Raw genomic sequence first — 17,702 nt, 5'->3', positions numbered from 1 at the left:
GTCGGCCAGGCCGAGCTCGACACCCGCGTCGACGGGGGTGGCCTGCCGGTGACCGGCCACGTCCGGCGCCAGGACGGCAGCCACGTCTCGGGCGCCGCGCTGACCCTGATCGACCAGCGCGGCCGCCAGGTCGCGCGGGCCACCGGGGCGGCCGACGGCAGCTACTCGGTGCCCAGCCAGGGCCCGGGCGCGTACGTGCTCATCGTGTCCGCGCACGGCCACCAGCCGCAGGCCTCCAGCGTCGTGATCAGCAACGGGCCGGCGACGGTCGACGTCACGCTCACCGGGTCCGGCGAGCTGACCGGCACCGTGCGGGCCGCCGCCACCGGCGAGCCGCTGCCGAACGTGACGGTGACGCTGACCGACGGCCGCGGTGAGGTGAACGGCGCGTTCATCACGACCGCGGACGGCACCTACGCCTTCGTCGGGGTCGGCGCCGGGGCGTACACCCTGGTCGCCAGCGGCGCGGGCTACCGCCCCTTCGCGGTGACGCTGACCGTGCCCGACAGCGGCGTGCTGCGCCACGACGTCGAACTCGCCAGCTCGGTGCTGCTCAGCGGCACCGCGCGGACCGAGGGCGACCGGGTGGTCCCGGACGCGCGGATCACCGTGCTCGACGCCGAAGGCAACGTGGCCGCGGTCGCGCGGACCGACGGCGAAGGCCGGTACGTGGTCAGCGACCTGCCCGCGGGCGCGTACACCGTGGTCGCGAGCGGCTACCCGCCGGCGACCAGCCAGGTGGAGCTGACCGGCGGCGAAGCGGGCCACGACGTCCGGCTGAGCTACGACCAGGCGCTCGACGAGCTGGTCGACCGGTCATGAGCGGCTTGCGCGCGACCTTCCGCACGGCCGAGGGCTGGGCGGTGGAGCACGCGGTGCTCACCGTCACCGACCCGGCCGGGCGGCAGGTCGCCCGGCAGGCGGCCGACGTCCGCGGGGAGGTCGTCACCGACGCCCTCCCGGCAGGGGTGTACACCGCCGTCGTCACCGCGGCCGGGTACACCCCGGTCGCGCGGACGGCCCAGATCGCCTCGGACGGCAGCGGCTCGCTCGGCGACGTCGTGCTGGCCCCGGTCGCCGAGGCGATCGAGCTGCCGCCCGCCGGGCCGTGGGTGATCGACCCGATGCACACGTCGGTCGTCGCGACCGCGCGGCACCTGGGCATCGCGAGCATCAAGGCGCGGTTCCCGGACGTCTCCGGCCGGATCGAGATCGGCCGCCCGGCCGAGCGGTCGTCGGTGCACGCCGAGATCAAGGCGGCGAGCATCGACACCGGCATCCGGATGCGCGACGACCACCTGCGGTCGCCGGACTTCCTCGACGTCGACGTGCACCCGGTGATCACGTTCACCAGCACCGGGCTGCGCCAACGCGGCGCGGACTCGTGGACGCTGCTGGGCGAGCTGACGCTGCACGGCGAGCGCCGCGAGGTCGAGCTCGAGCTGACCTACGGCGGCTGGGGCCCGGACCCGTGGGGCGGCGTGCGCGTCGCGTTCCACGCCGAGACGACGTTGCACCGGAACGACTTCGCGATCAACTACAGCGCGATGGTCCGCGCCGGCGTCGCCGCGGTCGGCACCACGGTGAAAATCGAGCTGGACGTCGAAGCGGTGCAGGGCGAGACCCTGCCGCAGTTCTGAATCAGCGGGACGAAGGCCCTCTTACCACTGGGTGAGGGGGCCTTCACCGTTGGTGAAAGCTGAAACTTCCGGAGCGCTCGATTTGACCGTTAGCCGTGGGCCGTTCACCCGGGCCACGTAGGCTCGCGGTGTGAACGTCGTGAGCATCGAGGCCGCGGGCGTCGGCGTGAGCTGGCTGGACACCGCCGGCCCGCTGCTCGTCTGGGTGATCGTGCTGAGCTTCGTGCTGGTCGAGTGCGCGCTGATCATCGGGCTGTTCCTGCCCGGTGATTCGCTCCTGTTCGGGGCGGGCGTGGTGCTGGCGCAGCACGGTTCGGACGCCAACGCGTGGTTCCTGTCGGGGGCCGCGCTGATCGTCGCGGTCCTGGGCAACCAGATCGGCTACTACATCGGCCGCACGAGCGGCACCCGACTGATCGCTCGCCGCGACGGCAAGGTCCTGAACCGGCAGGCCCTCGAGCGGGCCCAGCGATTCCTGGACCGCCGGGGGTTCTTCGCGATCGTGGCGGCCCGCTGGATCCCGTGGATCCGCACGCTGGCCCCCCTGATCGCGGGCGCGGCCCGGATGGACCCCCGCCGCTTCATGGCGGCGACGGCGCTGGGCGGGCTGCTGTGGGTGCCGACGCTGGTCCTGCTGGGTTACTACGGCGCGGGCCTGCTGGACGCCCTGCCGTGGCTGAAGACGGTGGCGCTGTGGGCCAGCATCGCGTTCTTCGTGGTCGGGACGGGATACGGCGTGCTGCGGTACCGCCAGGAGATGCGCCGCCCGGTGGACGAGCCGGACGACGCCCACGCCTGAGCGCTAAAGCTGCGGGTCGGTCCAGATCTCGAGCTGGATGCCGTCCGGGTCGCGGAACACGATCACGCGCGAGCCCTCGAACGTGCGTGACGGCGCGACCGGCGTGTACGACACGCCGAACTCCTGCAGCCGGCTCTCCCATTCCGCCAGCTCGGCGGCCGAATGCACGCGGAACGCGACGTGGTCCAGGCCGGTCCGGCGTTCGTCGAAGCCGCGGCGCCCGGTGTCCGCGTGCTGGACCAGGACCACCGAAAACTCGTCGCCGGCGGAGCGCAGCACGACCTTGCGCAGTCCCGTGTCCGGCTCTTCGCGCCGGGTGACCTCCTCGAGGTCGAGGACACGCACGTACCACGGCACGCTGCGGTCCACGTCGGTCACGGTGAGCGCGAGGTGGTGCACGGACATGAGTTTGGCCATGGCTTCCGAAGCCGTCCTTTCTCGTGGCGGCTCCCCAGAGTTGCACAGCGTTCGACCGCCGAAACCGAGGTGACCAATTCCCCGGCCAATCGTGATCTCGCCGTCTCCGGCCGTCTCAGCAGGCGGACGCAACCTACCGGCGGTCACCCACGTCTTACGGATGGTTACCAGCGGTGACAGTCACTGTTTGAGCAGGCGCAACCGGTTCTCCGCAAGGATGCGCTTGGTCGTCACCCGGTCCGGGTAGCAGCGGGTGAACATGTTCGTGAAGTGCGTGCCGTAGTGGATGGTCTCGTCGCCGCCCGCCAGCGGGCGGACGGTGGTGCCGAACGACGGCTCGTGGAAGTACGCCAGCGTGTACCGCTCGCGGTCCGCGAGCCGGACCTTGTGCGGCGTCGACAGGAGCCGGCCGCCGGTGAGGAACTGCAGGATGTCGCCCGGGAACACGGTGAACACCGCCGGCTCGGGTTCGACGAAGTGCCACGGCTCGTCGTCCTGGTACATCCCGGCCGTGCTCTCCTCCGCCAGCCAGTTGCGGCGACGCGGTTCGCCGGGCACCGGCGGCCGGATGAAGAGCCCGCCGACGTCGTCCTGCGCGGCGATCACGAGCAGGCCGTAGTCGGTGTGCGCGCCGATCCCGCGTTCGGTCGTCGCGGACCGGGCCGGGAACCGCAGCACGCGCATGTGGTGCCAGCCGTCGCGGGTGAGCCGCGTCAGCCGGTCGATCTCGACGCCCAGCCCGAGTGCGACGAGTTTCAGGAGCTTCTCGCCGATCTCGCCGACTTCCCGGAGGTGGGCCTCCATCGCCGTCCGGTAGCCGTCGTCCGGCCACGGGACCGGTCCATGGCACGGCAGGCCTTTCGTGACGCGGGTGTCGGTGAGCGGGATGTCCGGGCACACCGTGAAGATCTCGGAATAGTCGGCCTCGCCCGCGGTCACTTCCTCACCGGAAGCGATGTAGCCGCTGTAGGTCAGATCGCTGACGAGCTTCGCTTTCTCCGGCAGGGATCTCGCGAAGAACCGCCGGCTTTCGGCGAGCGCTTCGCCGGTGACGCGGGCCTGCTCGGCGGTGGCGGCGACCTGGAAGATCCCGTCGTCCTCCCAGGTCCGGACCAGTTGCCTGCCCAGTATCCGATCGACTGTCGTCCCGCTCACCGAAACGGGCAGCTCGAACGTACGCATTGTGGTCCACCTTTCGCGCGGTTCCGGGAACGCTCACCACACGAAAGCCGGGAAATGCCCGGTTCACAAGGATCAACGGCCGCCGCCGACCTCCAGAACCGCACCCGTCGTGAACGACGACGCCTCCGACAGCAGGAACAGCACCGCTTCCGCGATTTCCGCAGGCTTTCCGGGCCGTCCCAGCGGAATCTGCGGCGCGTACTTCGCCATCCTGTCCGGCAAGCCCGCGGCCGCGTGCAGACCCGTGTCGATCATGCCGGGTCGCACCGCGTTGACGCGGATCCCGTCCGCGGCCACTTCTTGCGCGAGCCCGAAGGTCAGCGTGTCCACCGCCGCTTTCGACGCCGCGTAGTGCACCCACTCGCCGGCCGAGCCGGTGCGCGCCGCCGTCGAGGAGATGTTCACGATGGCGCCGCCGTCACCGCCGTGGCGAGTGGACATCCGCCGGACCGCCTCGCGGCAGCACAGGAACACCCCCGTCACGTTCACGTCGAGGGTGCGCCGGACGACGTCGACCGCGTAGTCCTCGAGCCGGCCCGGGGTGTTGCCGACGATCGCCGCGTTGTTGACCAGGCCGGTCACCGGACCCAGCTCGGCGGCCGCGTCGAACAGCGCGCGGACGTCGTCCTCGTGGGAGACGTCCGCGCGGAACGCCAGCGCCTGCCGCCCGGCCGCCCGCACCTGCTCGACGACTGCTTCGGCGGGCGCAGGGTCGCCGGAGTAGTTGACGACGACGTCGTGACCACGCGCGGCGGCCAGCGCGCAGATCGCCGCGCCGATCCCCCGGCTGCCGCCGGTGACGATGAGCATCAGATCGCGAAGTTGGCCAGCGGCAGGTTCTCCAGCACCAGGTCGGCGCGGTCGCGCGTCTGCGAGATGAGGTCGGCGTTGCGCTGGTCCGAGCCGAGCGCGCGCTGCCGGGCCTCGACCAGCGAACGGCCGTAGCGGCGGTGGCGCGACACGAGCCGCTCGATGCGCTCGGGCTCGTCCGGGGCGAGGAACCAGGCCTCGGTGAGCAGCGGCCGGATCGCGCTCCACGGGTCGTCCGGGAGCAGCAGGTAGTTGCCCTCGGTGATCACGAGCTGGACCTCCGGCGGGACCGCGACGGCCCCGGCGATCGGCTCCTCGATCTCGCGGCGGAACTCCGGCGCGTACACCGTTTCGCGGCCTTCGGCCAGGCGGCGGATCAGGTGGTAGTAGCCCGCGGCGTCGAACGTGTCCGGGGCGCCCTTGCGCTCGGTGCGGCCCAGCCGGCGCAGTTCGACCTGCGCGAGGTGGAAGCCGTCCATGCCGACCACGGCCGCGCGCGAGCCGAGCGCGTTGGCCAGCGCCCAGGCGAGCGTGGTCTTGCCGGACGCGGGCGAGCCGATGATGCCGAGCACGTTGCGCTGCCCGCGCACGGTCAGCCCCTCGGCCCTGGCCAGCAGGTCGTCGAACGCCGTCATGTCCTGTTCCTTCCTGCGATCGCGGTCGTCCACGACCGCGGTCCCACATGCCGCACCCGTTCGGCGGCCACCTCGTTGGCGAAGCGGATCCGGTCCGTCACCGTCCGTTCGCGCGTCACGGCCACGGCGAGCGCACCGTGCCAGACGTCGCCCGCCCCTAGTGTGTCCCGCGCTTCCACCGCGGGAACAGGCACCTCACCCGAGCCGCCGTCCGCAGTGGACCAGCGCACCGGGCCGGGCCCCGCGGTGGTGATCACGGTGGGGACGCCGCGCTCGTGCAGGCCGGGTTCCGGCGCGGTGAAGTGCGCGGAGCAGGCGGCCACGTCGACCAGGGGCAGCAGCTCGTCGAGCACGGGCTTCCAGCTCCCGGCGTCGAGCACCACCGGCACGCCCGCGGCCCTGGCGGCCTTCGCGACAGCCACCGCAAGGCCCGGGTGATGCCCGTCGACAAGCACCACTTCAGCCCCACCAACCCCAGAATCTGGAACTTTCCCCAGGAAAGTTGCGTCCTCGGCGTTGCGGGAGACGACCGTCCGCTCGCCGTCGCGGTCGCGGACGGCGACGGCGCTGACCGGCGGCGGATCAGCGAGCGAAGGCGCTAGGTCGACGACCCGGACGCCCTGTGACTCGAGGTCGGCGCGGGCGAGCGCCGCCAGCGGGTGTGCACCGAGGACGGTCAGCAGGGTCGCCTCGGCGCCGAGCGCGGCCGCCGTCACCGCGGCGTTCGTCGCGGGCCCACCGGCCGCGACGTCCACCTGCAGCGACTGCACCTTCTCGCCCGGCGCCGGAAGCTCCTCGACCCGCTGGACGACGTCCACCGTGCACAGGCCCGCCAGCAGCACCCTCACTTCAAGCCGGCCACGTGCGTCGCTGCCGCGGCTTCTTCCACTTCGCCGTTCTCGTTGAGCCGCAACGCGCCCGTGAGCAGGCCGACGACCTGGTTCATCGTGTGCGTCTTCGGCGAGACGAGCGCGACGCGCTTGCCGAGGCGGTGCACGTGGATGCGGTCGGCGATGTCGAACACGTGCGGCATGTTGTGGCTGATCAGCACGACCGGCAGGCCGCGGTCGCGGATCCGCCCGATCAGGTCGAGCACCTTGCCGGACTCGGCGACGCCGAGCGCGGCGGTGGGCTCGTCCATGATCACCGCCTTGGTGCCGAACGCGGCCGCGCGGGCCACGGCGACACCCTGGCGCTGGCCGCCGGAGAGCGTCTCGACGGGCTGGCTGATCGACTTGATGTTGATGCCCAGCTCGTCGAGGATCCGCTGCGCCTCCGACCGCATGGTCGCGGTGTCGAGCTTGCGGAACAGCCCGAGCGGCCCCTTGAGCCGCTTTTCCCGGCCCAGGAACATGTTCGACGCGATGTCGAGCGCGGGTGCGACGGCGAGGTCCTGGTACACCGTCTCGATGCCGTAGTGCCGAGCGTCCAAAGGGGACTTGAAGTGGACGGTCTTCCCGTCCACTTTGATCTCTCCCTCGTCCGGGATCACGGCCCCGGACAGGGTTTTGATGAGCGACGACTTCCCGGCGCCGTTGTCGCCGACCACGGCGAGCACCTCGCCGGGCAGCAGGTCGAAGTCGGCGCCGTCGATGGCGGTGACCCGGCCGTAGCGCTTGACCAGTCCGCGGGCGGAGAGGATGGGTTCACTCATGACTGCTGCTGCCTCCTCGCGATCCGGTCCACCACGACGGCGGCGATGAGCAGGGCGCCGGTGGCGAGGTCCTGGTAGTTGCCGTCGACGTTCATCTGCGTCAGCCCCGAGCGCAGCACCGCCACGACCAGCGCGCCCATCAGCGTCCCGAGCACCGAGCCGCGGCCGCCGAAGAGGCTCGTTCCACCGAGGACGACGGCGGTGATCGAGTCGAGGTTGCCCAGCTGGAACTGGTTCGGGTCGGCGTTCGGCGTCCGGCCGAGCGCCTGCCAGGCCGCGATGCCGAAGGTCAGCCCGGCCACGATGTAGACCGAGAGCACCGTGCGGTTGACCTTGATGCCGGACAGCCGCGCGGACTCCGGCGCGTTGCCGACCGCGTAGACGTGCTTGCCCCACGCGGTTTTCGTCAGCGCGTACCAGACACCGAGGTACATCAGCAGCGCCAGCGTCATGCCGTAGGTGATCGGGATGCCGCCGAAGAGGTAGCGCTTGGTGCCGAGCCACTGCAGCAGCCCGTCGGTCACCGGCACGGCCTGGCCGCCGGCGATCAGCTTCGACACCGCGGTCAGCATGGTGAACGTGCCGAGCGTGATGATGAACGCGGGCAGCTTGATCCGCGTCGCGAGCCCGCCGATGAAGATGCCGACGATGATCGTCAGGACGACGCCGGCGAGCAGTGCGACGAAGCCGTTCGTCCCGGCCGCGGCGAGCTTCGCCATGATCAGCGTCGCGACGACCATCGAGGCCGCGTTGGACAGGTCGATGCCCGCGATGAGGATGACGAGCGTCTGGCCCAGCGCGAGCGTCCCGACGACGAGCGACTGCTGGACCACCGTCGACAGGTTGTCGAGGTCGAAGAACGTGTCCGTGGCCAGCGAGAACACCACGATCGCGACGACCAGCGCGAGCGCCGGGCCGACCGCGGGGGCGCGGAGCAGGAAGTCGCCGAGGGATTCACGTTCCTTGGTAGCCACCGCCGTGGTCATTTCTTGCCTCCCCAGCAGTTCTGCAGGCCCCAGGCCGAGTCGTGGCTCTCGATGCCGGGCAGGGGCTTGTCGGTGATCACGGCGGACCCGGTGTTGACGAAGCCGGACGGCTTCTTGCCGGTCTTGGCGTACTCGACGGCGGCGAGCACCCCCTGCTCGGCCATCTTCTTCGGGAACTGCATGACGGTGGCGGCGAACTGGCCGTCCTTGACGTTCTGGACGCCTTCGCAGCCGCCGTCGATCGAGCCCATCACGATCTGGCCGGTGAGCCCGCGCGCCTTCAGCGCCGCGTACGCGCCGCGGCCCATCGGCTCGTTCATCGAGTAGACGGCGTTGATGTCGGTGCTGCGCTGCAGCAGGTTCTCCATGCCCTGCTGGGCCAGGCTCTGGTCGCCGTTGGCCGCGGTGTGGCCCTTGATCTCGGGCGAGCCGTCGGTCAGCCCGATGCCCTTGAGGAAGCCGCCGTGGCGCTGGGTGTCGACCGTGCTGCCCGCCGTGCCGTCGACCATCAGCAGCTTGGGCGGGGTGCCGGCCAGCGCGGCCTTGACGTAGGCGCCCTGCTGCTCGCCGGCCGCGAAGTTGTCGGTGGCGAAGGTGGCGTCGACGGCGTCGGCCGGTTCGGTCGCGGTGTCGAGGGCGATGACCAGGACCCCGGCGTCGCGGGCGTCCTTGATCGCCTTGAGCACGCCGGTGGATGAGCTGGGCGTGATCAGGATGGTGTTCGCGCCCTGCTGGCGGAGGTTCTCGATGGCGCGGACCTGGCCGTCGTTGTCGCCGTCGAACTGGCCGGCGAGCGCGCTGAAGTCGGCGCCGTTGGCCTGCGCGGCCGCTCTGGCGGCGTTGCGGAGTTCCACGAAGTAGGGGTTGGTGTCGGTCTTGGTGACCAGGCCGACCTTCGCCTTGCCGCTCCCGCCCGTGTTGGTGTTGCCACCCCAGTGGCGCTCGACCGTGCACCCGGTCGTCGCGGCGAGGACGGCGGCCAGCGTGAGCGCGGCGAGACTTCGCTGTCTCATGATTCCAGCCTTTGTTCGTGTCGAGGCTTGCCGATGGTCGGGAAGGTAGACAGACTGCTCCCTGCGCGCAAGCGTTTGCGCAAACGCTTGCCGGAAAGGATGGGTATGCCCCAATCGAAGTCTTCGCGGCCGACCCAGCGGGACATCGCCGAGCTCGCGGGCGTGTCGATCACGACCGTCTCGCACGTCGTGAACGGAACGCGCGCGGTCGCCGAGGACACCAAAGCGGCGGTGCTGCGCGCGATCGAGGCGACCGGCTACACCGGCGACGCCATCGCGCGTTCACTGGTCACGGGCGGCACCCGGTCGATCGGGATGGCGATCTCGCTGGTGGCCAACCCGTACTTCGCGACGCTGATGCAGGCGATCGAGCGGGAGGCGTCGGCGCACGGCTACACCGTCCTGCTGGCCGACACCCACGACGCGGCGGACACGGAGCGTGACACGGTGCGGGCGCTGCGCTCCCGTCGCGTCGACGGCCTGCTCATCACCCCGGCCCCCGGCGACGGCCCGGTGATCGGCGAGCTGGTGTCCCTCGACGTGCCGACCGTGCTGATCGACCGGCTGTCCACCCGCACCGACGTCGACCAGGTGGGCTCGGAGAACATCCAGGCGACGTCGGCGCTGACCGCGCACCTGGCGACGCTCGGGCACCGGCGGATCGGGATGATCAGCGGCGTCCCCGGGTTGTCGACGAGCGAGGAGCGCGTGCTCGGCTACCGGCTGGGGCTCGGCCGGTCCGGCCTGACCTGGTCGTCCGACCTGGTGGCCTGCGGGAACTCTTCGCGCGAGGGCGGCGCGCTGGCGTTGAGCACGCTGCTGGCGCTGCCCGAGCCGCCGACGGCGCTGGTGGTCGGGAACGACAGCATGATGGTCGGCGTGCTGCACGAGGCGCGGCGGCGCGGGCTGCGGATCGGGCGTGACCTGCCGGTGGTGGTCTACGACGAGGTCGAGTGGGCGGACCTGGTCGACCCCCCGCTGACGACGATGGCGCAGCCGATCGAGGAGATCGGCCGGCAGGCGGTGCGGCTGCTGCTGGCCCGGATCAACGACCCCGCTCGCAAGGCCGAAACGGTGCGGCTGGCACCCACTCTGCGTCACCGCGAGTCGTGCGGCTGCCCGCCGGTTCACTCACTTCAGTGAATCTGGGTTCCTGACACCTCCGCACGGCCCTTCAGCGGATACGTTTCCGCTGAGCGTCTGCGAGGGCTTATGACCGCACTTTCGCCGGACCTCCGGTTGTGGGACCCCCCGGTCACCTACCGGATCGGCGTCGCGATGGGTGTGAACGCGCACCCGTACTCGGGCGAGCTGCTGCGCGCGATCCGGGCGGCCGCGGCGCAGGCGGGGTGCGACGTCGTGCTGGCGGACACCGAGGACACGGTGGGCGAAGAGGCGTCGGTGGTGCGCGCGCTGCGCGCGGACCTCGTGGACGGCGTCCTGCTGGTCCCTTCGGCCGGCGACGAAGCGGTGATCAACGGCCTGGTCCGGATGGGCGTGCCGACGGTGCTGGTCGACCGCGTGGCCGCCCGCAACGACGTCGACCAGGTGGGCACGGAGAACGTGCACGCGATGGCGTCGCTGGTCCGCCACCTGACCGAGCGCCGGCACCGGAAGATCGGCCTGGTTTCGGGCGACGAGGGCGTCGAGATCAGCCGCGAGCGCATCCGCGGCTACCGCCTGGGCCTGGAGCAGGCGGGCCTGCGGTTCAACCGCGAGCTGGTGGAGAGCGGCTTCTCGAACGCGGGCGGCGCAACCCGGGCAACGGCCAAGCTCCTGGACGGCTGGCCCTCCCCGACGGCCCTGGTGGTGGCGGACGAGTCGATGCTGGTGGGCGTCCAGTACGAGGCCCACCGCCGGGGAATCCGGATCGGGTCGGAGCTGGCGGTGGTCGGCTACGGCGACATGGACTGGGCCCGCCGCGTGAGCCCCGCGGTGACGACGCTGGTCCAGCCGATCGCGGACCTGGGCCGCCGGGCGGTGCAGCTGCTGATGTCCCGCATGGCGGACCCCGACCGGCCCCCGGAGTCGGTGTGGCTGACGCCGAAGTTCCTCCACGGCGCTTCCTGCGGCTGCTGAGCTACCTCGGGTCCAGCGTCGCCGCCGCTTCCAGGAGCATCCAGCCGCCCACCTGGACCGACATGTCCCTTTCGGGCGCGTCCTCGGGCAACGGCCACGGTGCCGGGCGGTCCCAGTACGCGCTGAACACCGGCCCGTCCGGCGTCGCCGCGGCGCCCGACCAGCACGCCTCCGCCGACGTCAGGACCAGCGACCGCGCCGTGGCCGCCTCCGGGCCGGGCAAGGAGCGGGCCGCCAGCGCCAGGTACCGGGCCAGGATGGCCGCGAACAACCCGCCGTCGCCGCCGCCTTGGCCCCGGATCACACCTCCTGGCGCGAGGTGCTCCGCCACCGCGCGGACCGTCTCCGCCGCTTCGTCCAATAAGGACAACTCGGCGCACGCGCCGAGATAAACCCCTTGGCAGTAGGTGTAAATGTGCTTCACCAGCTCGCCCGTGTCCGCGCGGATCCCGTCCCACACCAAGCCCGTCGCCGGATCGACCAAGGTGGACTTCAGCCACGCCGTCATCTCGCGCGCCCGGGAAAGGTTTCCCGACCGGGCGTGGAAGATCGCCGCCGGGCCGTTGGCCGGGGCGTTCTTGAAGTCGTCGCCGCGGCGCCACCAGATTCCGCCGCCCACTGCCGTTGTCCAGCCCGAGAGGAGCTGCGTGTCGATCGCCGCCAGCGCCGGGCCGACGTCGATGCCCAGCGCCGAAACCCGTTGCAGGGCAAGGCCGAGCCACGCGATGTCGTCGTAGTAGTCGTTGGTCCAGCGGCCGAAGTTGCGCAGCCGCACCGAACGCACGAACGCGCGGATCGTAGCCAGGCGGGAATCCGAAGGAGCACGCAGCTGGGCGTCGACCAGGGTGTCCAGCAGGTGGGCCTGCCACCAGTAGTTCCAGTGCCAGTGCACCCGCTGATCGACCGCCGCCGGCCAGCGGCTGCGGCCCAGGACCGTTCCGGGCAGGGCCCACACCCGGCGCAGGTGGCGCGCGGTCACCGCGCGTTCCGCGGCTGAGACGTCCATGTCGCAATCGTGCCTTGCCCATCGACATACCGCTCGGTATGTTCGGTGGTCATGACGACGGCCCACGTCACCTGCCCGCTGTGCGAAGCCACCTGCGGTCTCGAAGTGACGCTCGACGCGAACCAGCGGGTCACCCGCGTCCAAGGTGACGAGCAGGACGTCTTCTCGCGGGGGTACATCTGCCCCAAGGGCGCGTCGCTCGGCGCGCTGCACCACGACCCCGACCGGCTGACCGCGCCGCTGCTCAAGCGCGACGGCGAGTTCGTCGAGGTCAGCTGGCAGGAGGCCTACGACGAGATCGCCCGCCGCCTCCCGCCGATCCTCGAGCAGCACGGCCGGGACGCCGTCGCCGTCTACGCCGGCAACCCCGGCGTGCACAACATCGCGCTGACGCTCTACGGCCGCGTGCTCTACAAGGCCTTGGGCACCAAGAACTTCTACAGCGCCACCTCCGTCGACCAGCTGCCGAAGCACTATTCGTCCGGCACGATGTTCGGCGACCCGCTCGCCATCCCGGTGCCCGACCTCGACCGGACGCGGCACCTGCTGATCCTCGGCGCCAACCCGCTCGTCTCCAACGGCAGCCTGATGACCGCGCCGGACATCCGCGGCCGGCTGCGCGGGATCCGCGACCGCGGCGGCAAGATCGTCGTCGTCGACCCGCGCCGGACGCGCACGGCCCAGTTCGCCGACGAGCACCACGCCATCCGGCCCGGCACCGACGCGCTGCTGCTGTTCGCGCTGGTCAACGTCCTGTTCGCGGAAGACCGGGTCCGGCCCGGCCGGCTCGCCGAGCACCTCAACGGCCTCGACGAGGTCCGCGCGCTGGCCGAGCCGTTCACGCCGGAGGCCGTCGCGCCGCGCACCGGCATCGACGCCGCCGACATCCGGCGCATGGCCCGCGAGCTGGCCGACGCGGAAAACGCCGTGGTCTACGGCCGGATCGGCACCACGACACAGGCGTTCGGCACCATCGCGAGCTGGCTGGTCGACGTCCTCAACGTGCTCACCGGCCACCTCGACGAGCCGGGCGGCGCGATGTTCCCGCTGGCCGCGTGCCAGCCCACCGGGAACCGGCGGCCGTTCGCCGTCGGGCGCTGGCGCAGCCGCGTGCGCGGCCTCCCCGAGGTCGTCGGCGAACTGCCGGTCGCGACGCTCGCCGACGAGATCGAAACCCCGGGCGAGGGCCAGGTCCGCGCGCTGATCGCGGTCAGCGGCAACCCCTGCCTCAGCACGCCGAACGCCGGGCGGCTGGCCGCGGCCCTCGAAAGCCTCGAGTTCATGATCTCCGTCGACGTCTACCTCAACGAGACGTCCCGCCACGCCGACGTCATCCTGCCCGGACCGTCGCCGCTCGAGCGCCCGCACTTCGACCTGGCTTTCTACCAGCTGTCCATCCGCAACATCGCGAACTGGACCCCCGCGACACTGCCGTCGGCGCTGCCGCAGGAGTGGGAGACCATGCTGCGGCTCACCGGCATCGCCGCCGGTCAGGGCCCGGAGGCCGACGTCGCGGCGCTCGACGACTTCGTCGCGGCCGAGACCGCGCGCCGCAACGGGCTCGACGTCGCGGTCGCCGGAGAGCGCACCGGCCCCGCGCGGCTGGTGGACCTGCTGCTGCGCGCCGGCCCCTACGACGTCACGCTGGCCGACCTCGAAGCCGCGCCGCACGGGATGGACTTCGGGCCGCTCGAGCCGCGGATCCCCGAGGTGCTCTGCACGGCGTCCGGCCGGATCGAGCTGGCGCCCGAGCCGGTCGTCTCCGACGTTCCGCGGTTGCAGGAAGAACTTGCGAAAAACGCGGAAGACGACGGTCTCGTGCTGATCGGGCGGCGGCACCTGAGCTCGAACAACTCGTGGATGCACAACCTGGCGCCGCTGGTCCGCGGCGGCAACCGGTGCACCGTGCAGGTCCACCCGACCGACGCGACGCGCCTGGGCCTCACCGACGGCGGGCTCGCGTCCGTGACGTCCCGCGCCGGAAAACTGCAGGTCCCGGTGGAGGTGACCGACGAGGTCCGGCCCGGCGTGGTCAGCATTCCGCACGGCTGGGGCCACGACACCGACGGCTCGCGGACGCGGGTGGCGCGCGCGAACCCCGGCGTCAATTCGAACCTGGTCGCCGACGAAACGCTGCTGGACGTTCCGTCCGGAACGTCGGTGTTGAACGGAATTCCGGTCGAGGTCGCCCCCGCCTGACGCTTGACACCGGTGCGGGCGCTGCCGCATCCTCGGCTCCGATGTTGACGTAAACATCGATCTCGCGCCCCTCGGACATCGGAGTTCGTATGAAGCGCTTCGGTACTCGCATCTGGCTACACGCCGCGATGGCCGCAGTACTCACTGTCCCCCTGCTCGCGGTTCCGCCGAGCGCGGCCGCCGCGACGAACGGTTTCCGCGGGGTCAACTGGGCGGATGCCCGCGACAACTACGTGGACGGCTGGGTGATCCCGACCGGCCTCGCCGCGGGGGACAGCTACGACAGCGTCCGCGGCAAGGCCGACGGCATCATCACCGGCTTCCAGCAGAAGCTGGGCGCGAACACCGTGCGGCTGCCGATCAACCCGCAGAGCGTCAATTCGGACTGGTGGGGGCGGTACAAGGGCGCCGCCGACTCGGCCCTGTCCCACGGCATGAAGGTCATCTTCGGCTACTGGGAAGCGAACAAGGACGGCTTCGTCGACGACGGAGGCGCCTGGAACACCATGTGGGACAAGGTGACCGCCGACTACGGCGGCAACGGCAACGTGTACTTCGAGCCGATGAACGAGCCGTTCGGCTACAGCCTGAACGCCTGGGTTTCGCTGTGCTCGACCTGGCTGTCCCGGCACTCGAACATCCCCCGCGGCCGGGTGCTGATCAGCGGCACCGGCTACAACGACAACGTCACCGGGGTCGGCGCGGCGAGCGCGCTGGACGGCACGCTGCTGTCGCTGCACTTCTACGGCTTCTGGGCCTCGGACACGACCCGCTCGGCGTGGACCACGAACCTCAGCAACCGGCTCGGGTCGTACTCGTCCCGGACGATCATCGACGAGGCGGGCGCCCCGATGACGACCGGCCTGGACTACTCCGCCGGCCACCAGGACGGCAACAACTTCACCGCGTACTTCGCCGCGACCACGGACCTGGCGCGCTCCCGGCAGATGGGCGTCGTCTACTGGCCCGGCCTGCGCTCCGGGGACACCTACTCGATCACGCGGCAGAGCGGCAGCGGCCTGGAGACCAACAACGCGTCGGGCGTGGTGCAGCTGCGCTGGGGCTGGGGCCTGTAGGTCACCAGGCGCGGCCGAGATCGGCGTGCTGCCGGATCCAGGCGTGCATGACGATCCCGGACGCGACCCCCGCGTTGATCGAGCGGGTCGTGCCGAACTGGGCGATCGACACCGTGAGGGCCGACGCCGCCTGGGCCTCTTCGGAGAGGCCCGGGCCTTCCTGACCGAACAGCAGGACGCACTCGCGCGGGATCTCGGCCGTCTCGACCGGCTGGGACCCCGGTGTGTTGTCCACCGCGACGACGGCCAGCCCCTGCTCCGCGGCGAAAGCCACCAAACCGGAGACGTCCTCGTGGTGGCGCAGGTGCTGGTAGCGGTCGGTCACCATGGCGCCGCGCCGGTTCCAGCGGCGCCGGCCGACGATGTGCACCTCGGCCGCGGCGAAGGCGTTGGCCGTCCGGACCACGGTGCCGATGTTGTGGTCGTGCTGGAAGTTCTCGATCGCGACGTGGAACGGGTGCCGTCGGCTGTCCACATCGGACACGATGGCTTCGCGGCGCCAGTAGCGGTAGGCGTCGACGACGTTGCGGCGGTCGCCCTCCCGCAGCAGCTCGGGGTCGTACCGCTCGTCCGCGGGCCACTCACCCGGCCACGGGCCGACGCCGACCTCTTCGCGGCTCACCCATTCGGTGGGTCCGGGCACGGTGTTCACCCGGTGATTGTCGCTCAGCCCAGGTGGACGGGACGCACGTGGGTTTCCTCGTCGTGGCGGTGGCGCCAGCGGTGGTAGACGCCGACGTAGGAGTAGGCGACCAGGACGATCGCGATGATCCCGATCGCGGGCAGCCACGACTGCGGGAAGACCGTGCCGTAGAGGTAGTAGGCGTTGAACCCGCCGGGCAGGTCGCCGAGGCCCTGCTGGTGCCGGAAGTAGTTCTCCAGCGCGGTGAGCGGGCACGGCACCGGCGTCACGTTCACCAGGACGCCCCACGTCGCGGCGAAGATGTGCACGAAGATCAGCTTCGGCCAGCGCCAGGCGATGAAGCCGCCCAACCCGATGAGCGCCAGAGCCAGGATGTGCACCACGACGGTCACGTCGGCCAGGAACTTCGCCATCGCACCCCCTCCACCGATCCCCCTACCAGCGACTTTACTCCGCTGACCGGGGTCGTCCGCCCCTACGGATGCCCAGCGGTGTGATGTTTAACCCAGCGGAGCAACCCATTCACCTGCGTGGTGGCGGAGGGGTTACGCCGGGTGGAAATTCCGGCGGCCGCTTGGCGGGGTACCGCGTCGGCTCCTCGCGCGGGTACTGGTCCGGCGCACCGTCCGGTTTCTTCCGGTTCGGGTCGGCTGGTCGCTGCGGTTCCGGCGGCTCCTCCATGCCCCGACGGTACGCCCGGGTCACCCGTCCGGCAGCCGGTTTTCACTCGACGCGATCGCTCGGAGCCGGCTCCCCGTCCCCCTCGATGTGGACGTCGGTGACGCTGATGTTCACCTCCACGACCTGCAGCCCGGTCATCTGCTCGATGGCCGTCACCACGTTGCGGCGCACCGAGCGCGCCAGCTCCGCGATGGGAACGCCGTACTCGACCAGCACCTGCAGGTCCACCGCCGCCTGCTTCTCGCCGACCTCGACCGAGACGCCCTGGCCGACGCTGGCCGACGCGCCCGGGATGCGGTCGCGGAGGGCACCGAACGCCCGGGCCGCGCCGCCGCCGAGGTCGTGCACGCCGTGGACCTCGCGCGCCGCGAGACCGGCGATCTTCTGGACCACCGTGTCGGCGATGGTCGTGGTGCCCTGCTTGGTGACGAGTGCGGTCTCGACCGTCGTGGTCATGGTTTCCTCCCTGGATATCCGGCGGGACAAGGCTTTCCGCCTTGTTCGTCACCAAGGACACAAAGGACTGGAAGCCCTCACTGTGACGTGGGTCTCGCGAACGCCGCACCGTCGAGATCGGTGACCTCCAGGCGCAGCCGCGCGTTCGCCCACTCCGTGCCCGCCAGCACCGGGCGCACGGCTTCGGCCGCCCGGTCGAGCAACGGCGGGATCGGCAGCCGGGTCGCGATCAGCCGGATCCGGACCACCTCGAGACCCAGGTCCACCGCCGTGCCGTCCCGACCGCCCGGCAACGCGGGGGCCGCCGGGCGGAGGCCGGCCACCCCCGCGAGCGCGCCGACGATCTTCTCGACGGCTTCGTTCGCGGTCACCGGGCGGCCGGCTCGATGTCCAGAATGGACACCGACACCTCGGCGACGACCAGGC

The 17,702-nt window shown here is 71.2% G+C and carries 20 protein-coding genes; 7 read left to right on the top strand and 13 right to left on the bottom strand.

Translation table 11 applies throughout. From position 1 onward, the window contains the following. The 3 genes from CCN39_RS12675 to CCN39_RS12665 form a co-directional block, all read left to right on the top strand. Positions 1-822, top strand: an 822-nt coding sequence (locus CCN39_RS12675; protein ID WP_208630220.1) for an MSCRAMM family protein, incomplete at its 5' end; no start/stop codon positions are given. Then, positions 819-1,640, top strand: coding sequence for a YceI family protein (locus CCN39_RS12670; protein ID WP_086841587.1), 822 nt, complete (start codon positions 819-821; stop codon positions 1,638-1,640). The genes CCN39_RS12675 and CCN39_RS12670, both read left to right, overlap by 4 nt. Before the next feature lie 130 nt (positions 1,641-1,770). Continuing rightward, entirely contained in the window at positions 1,771-2,439 is a 669-nt protein-coding gene (locus CCN39_RS12665) for a DedA family protein (RefSeq protein ID WP_086841585.1), read from the top strand. 3 nt (positions 2,440-2,442) lie between these two features. Here the strand turns inward: CCN39_RS12665 and CCN39_RS12660 are convergent, their stop codons facing one another. The 8 genes from CCN39_RS12660 to CCN39_RS12625 form a co-directional block, all read right to left on the bottom strand. Next, a complete protein-coding gene (locus CCN39_RS12660; protein WP_013230839.1) occupies positions 2,443-2,856 on the bottom strand; it encodes a VOC family protein in 414 nt (137 codons plus the stop codon). A gap of 180 nt (positions 2,857-3,036) precedes the next feature. After that, positions 3,037-4,038, bottom strand: a complete 1,002-nt coding sequence (locus CCN39_RS12655) for an isopenicillin N synthase family dioxygenase (protein WP_086841583.1) — start codon at positions 4,036-4,038, stop codon at positions 3,037-3,039. Between the two features lie 72 nt (positions 4,039-4,110). After that, the gene (locus tag CCN39_RS12650) at positions 4,111-4,848 is read right to left on the bottom strand and encodes an SDR family oxidoreductase (RefSeq protein WP_244210755.1); all 738 of its coding nucleotides are present in this window, start codon (positions 4,846-4,848) and stop codon (positions 4,111-4,113) included. Continuing rightward, positions 4,848-5,483 (bottom strand): nucleoside/nucleotide kinase family protein, encoded by a 636-nt coding sequence (locus CCN39_RS12645; protein WP_013230842.1) that lies wholly within the window; start codon positions 5,481-5,483, stop codon positions 4,848-4,850. The genes CCN39_RS12650 and CCN39_RS12645 overlap by 1 nt, the downstream gene beginning before the upstream one ends. Continuing rightward, complete coding sequence (locus tag CCN39_RS12640; RefSeq protein ID WP_086841580.1) at positions 5,480-6,325, bottom strand: PfkB family carbohydrate kinase; 846 nt, start codon at positions 6,323-6,325, stop codon at positions 5,480-5,482. Before CCN39_RS12640 ends, CCN39_RS12645 begins: the two co-directional genes overlap by 4 nt. A 2-nt stretch (positions 6,326-6,327) precedes the next feature. Next, positions 6,328-7,137: an ATP-binding cassette domain-containing protein gene (locus tag CCN39_RS12635; RefSeq protein WP_086841578.1), complete on the bottom strand. Its 810-nt coding sequence runs from the start codon at positions 7,135-7,137 to the stop codon at positions 6,328-6,330. Next, positions 7,134-8,123, bottom strand: a complete 990-nt coding sequence (locus CCN39_RS12630) for an ABC transporter permease (protein WP_167455055.1) — start codon at positions 8,121-8,123, stop codon at positions 7,134-7,136. Before CCN39_RS12630 ends, CCN39_RS12635 begins: the two co-directional genes overlap by 4 nt. Next, positions 8,120-9,136, bottom strand: coding sequence for a substrate-binding domain-containing protein (locus CCN39_RS12625; RefSeq protein WP_086841576.1), 1,017 nt, complete (start codon positions 9,134-9,136; stop codon positions 8,120-8,122). The genes CCN39_RS12630 and CCN39_RS12625 overlap by 4 nt, the downstream gene beginning before the upstream one ends. A 105-nt stretch (positions 9,137-9,241) precedes the next feature. Between CCN39_RS12625 and CCN39_RS12620 the strand changes: the two genes are divergently transcribed. Then, the gene (locus CCN39_RS12620; RefSeq protein ID WP_086841574.1) at positions 9,242-10,279 is read left to right on the top strand and encodes a LacI family DNA-binding transcriptional regulator; all 1,038 of its coding nucleotides are present in this window, start codon (positions 9,242-9,244) and stop codon (positions 10,277-10,279) included. Positions 10,280-10,348: 69 nt separating this feature from the next. Beyond that, a complete protein-coding gene (locus CCN39_RS12615) occupies positions 10,349-11,215 on the top strand; it encodes a LacI family DNA-binding transcriptional regulator (protein WP_086841573.1) in 867 nt (288 codons plus the stop codon). 1 nt (position 11,216) lies between these two features. Here the strand turns inward: CCN39_RS12615 and CCN39_RS12610 are convergent, their stop codons facing one another. Beyond that, positions 11,217-12,221 carry a glycoside hydrolase family 76 protein gene (locus CCN39_RS12610; protein WP_086841571.1) on the bottom strand — a complete coding sequence of 335 codons (1,005 nt, stop codon included), beginning with the start codon at positions 12,219-12,221 and terminating at the stop codon, positions 11,217-11,219. A gap of 51 nt (positions 12,222-12,272) precedes the next feature. Here CCN39_RS12610 and CCN39_RS12605 point away from each other — a divergent pair, with 51 nt between their 5' ends. Next, positions 12,273-14,420: a molybdopterin-dependent oxidoreductase gene (locus tag CCN39_RS12605; RefSeq protein WP_167455054.1), complete on the top strand. Its 2,148-nt coding sequence runs from the start codon at positions 12,273-12,275 to the stop codon at positions 14,418-14,420. Positions 14,421-14,548: 128 nt separating this feature from the next. Then, a complete protein-coding gene (locus CCN39_RS12600; RefSeq protein ID WP_244210754.1) occupies positions 14,549-15,496 on the top strand; it encodes a cellulase family glycosylhydrolase in 948 nt (315 codons plus the stop codon). Between the two features lies 1 nt (position 15,497). On the opposite strand, the gene CCN39_RS12595 is transcribed toward CCN39_RS12600, so the two are convergent. The 4 genes from CCN39_RS12595 to CCN39_RS12580 form a co-directional block, all read right to left on the bottom strand. Then, positions 15,498-16,148, bottom strand: a complete 651-nt coding sequence (locus tag CCN39_RS12595; RefSeq protein WP_086841565.1) for a TrmH family RNA methyltransferase — start codon at positions 16,146-16,148, stop codon at positions 15,498-15,500. A gap of 14 nt (positions 16,149-16,162) precedes the next feature. Next, complete coding sequence (locus tag CCN39_RS12590; protein WP_086841563.1) at positions 16,163-16,552, bottom strand: DUF2784 domain-containing protein; 390 nt, start codon at positions 16,550-16,552, stop codon at positions 16,163-16,165. A gap of 310 nt (positions 16,553-16,862) precedes the next feature. Further along, the gene (locus CCN39_RS12585) at positions 16,863-17,276 is read right to left on the bottom strand and encodes an Asp23/Gls24 family envelope stress response protein (RefSeq protein ID WP_086841561.1); all 414 of its coding nucleotides are present in this window, start codon (positions 17,274-17,276) and stop codon (positions 16,863-16,865) included. A 77-nt stretch (positions 17,277-17,353) separates the two neighbouring features. After that, positions 17,354-17,702: hypothetical protein (locus CCN39_RS12580; RefSeq protein ID WP_341867706.1), on the bottom strand; the 349-nt coding region annotated here is incomplete at its 5' end.

The organism is Amycolatopsis kentuckyensis (genome assembly GCF_002155975.1).
Taxonomy (GTDB): Bacteria; Actinomycetota; Actinomycetes; order Mycobacteriales; family Pseudonocardiaceae; genus Amycolatopsis; species Amycolatopsis kentuckyensis.
This window is presented reverse-complemented; position numbering and strand designations above follow the sequence as displayed.

Bases quoted from the DNA above. Each gene is read 5' to 3' on its own strand.
- CCN39_RS12670 (WP_086841587.1), top strand. From the start codon at position 819: ATGAGCGGCTTGCGCGCGACCTTCCGCACGGCCGAGGGCTGGGCGGTG.
- CCN39_RS12660 (WP_013230839.1), bottom strand. From the start codon at position 2,856: ATGGCCAAACTCATGTCCGTGCACCACCTCGCGCTCACCGTGACCGAC.
- CCN39_RS12655 (WP_086841583.1), bottom strand. From the start codon at position 4,038: ATGCGTACGTTCGAGCTGCCCGTTTCGGTGAGCGGGACGACAGTCGAT.
- CCN39_RS12650 (WP_244210755.1), bottom strand. From the start codon at position 4,848: ATGCTCATCGTCACCGGCGGCAGCCGGGGGATCGGCGCGGCGATCTGC.
- CCN39_RS12645 (WP_013230842.1), bottom strand. From the start codon at position 5,483: ATGACGGCGTTCGACGACCTGCTGGCCAGGGCCGAGGGGCTGACCGTG.
- CCN39_RS12635 (WP_086841578.1), bottom strand. From the start codon at position 7,137: ATGAGTGAACCCATCCTCTCCGCCCGCGGACTGGTCAAGCGCTACGGC.
- CCN39_RS12630 (WP_167455055.1), bottom strand. From the start codon at position 8,123: ATGACCACGGCGGTGGCTACCAAGGAACGTGAATCCCTCGGCGACTTC.
- CCN39_RS12625 (WP_086841576.1), bottom strand. From the start codon at position 9,136: ATGAGACAGCGAAGTCTCGCCGCGCTCACGCTGGCCGCCGTCCTCGCC.
- CCN39_RS12620 (WP_086841574.1), top strand. From the start codon at position 9,242: ATGCCCCAATCGAAGTCTTCGCGGCCGACCCAGCGGGACATCGCCGAG.
- CCN39_RS12615 (WP_086841573.1), top strand. From the start codon at position 10,349: ATGACCGCACTTTCGCCGGACCTCCGGTTGTGGGACCCCCCGGTCACC.
- CCN39_RS12610 (WP_086841571.1), bottom strand. From the start codon at position 12,221: ATGGACGTCTCAGCCGCGGAACGCGCGGTGACCGCGCGCCACCTGCGC.
- CCN39_RS12605 (WP_167455054.1), top strand. From the start codon at position 12,273: ATGACGACGGCCCACGTCACCTGCCCGCTGTGCGAAGCCACCTGCGGT.
- CCN39_RS12600 (WP_244210754.1), top strand. From the start codon at position 14,549: ATGGCCGCAGTACTCACTGTCCCCCTGCTCGCGGTTCCGCCGAGCGCG.
- CCN39_RS12590 (WP_086841563.1), bottom strand. From the start codon at position 16,552: ATGGCGAAGTTCCTGGCCGACGTGACCGTCGTGGTGCACATCCTGGCT.
- CCN39_RS12585 (WP_086841561.1), bottom strand. From the start codon at position 17,276: ATGACCACGACGGTCGAGACCGCACTCGTCACCAAGCAGGGCACCACG.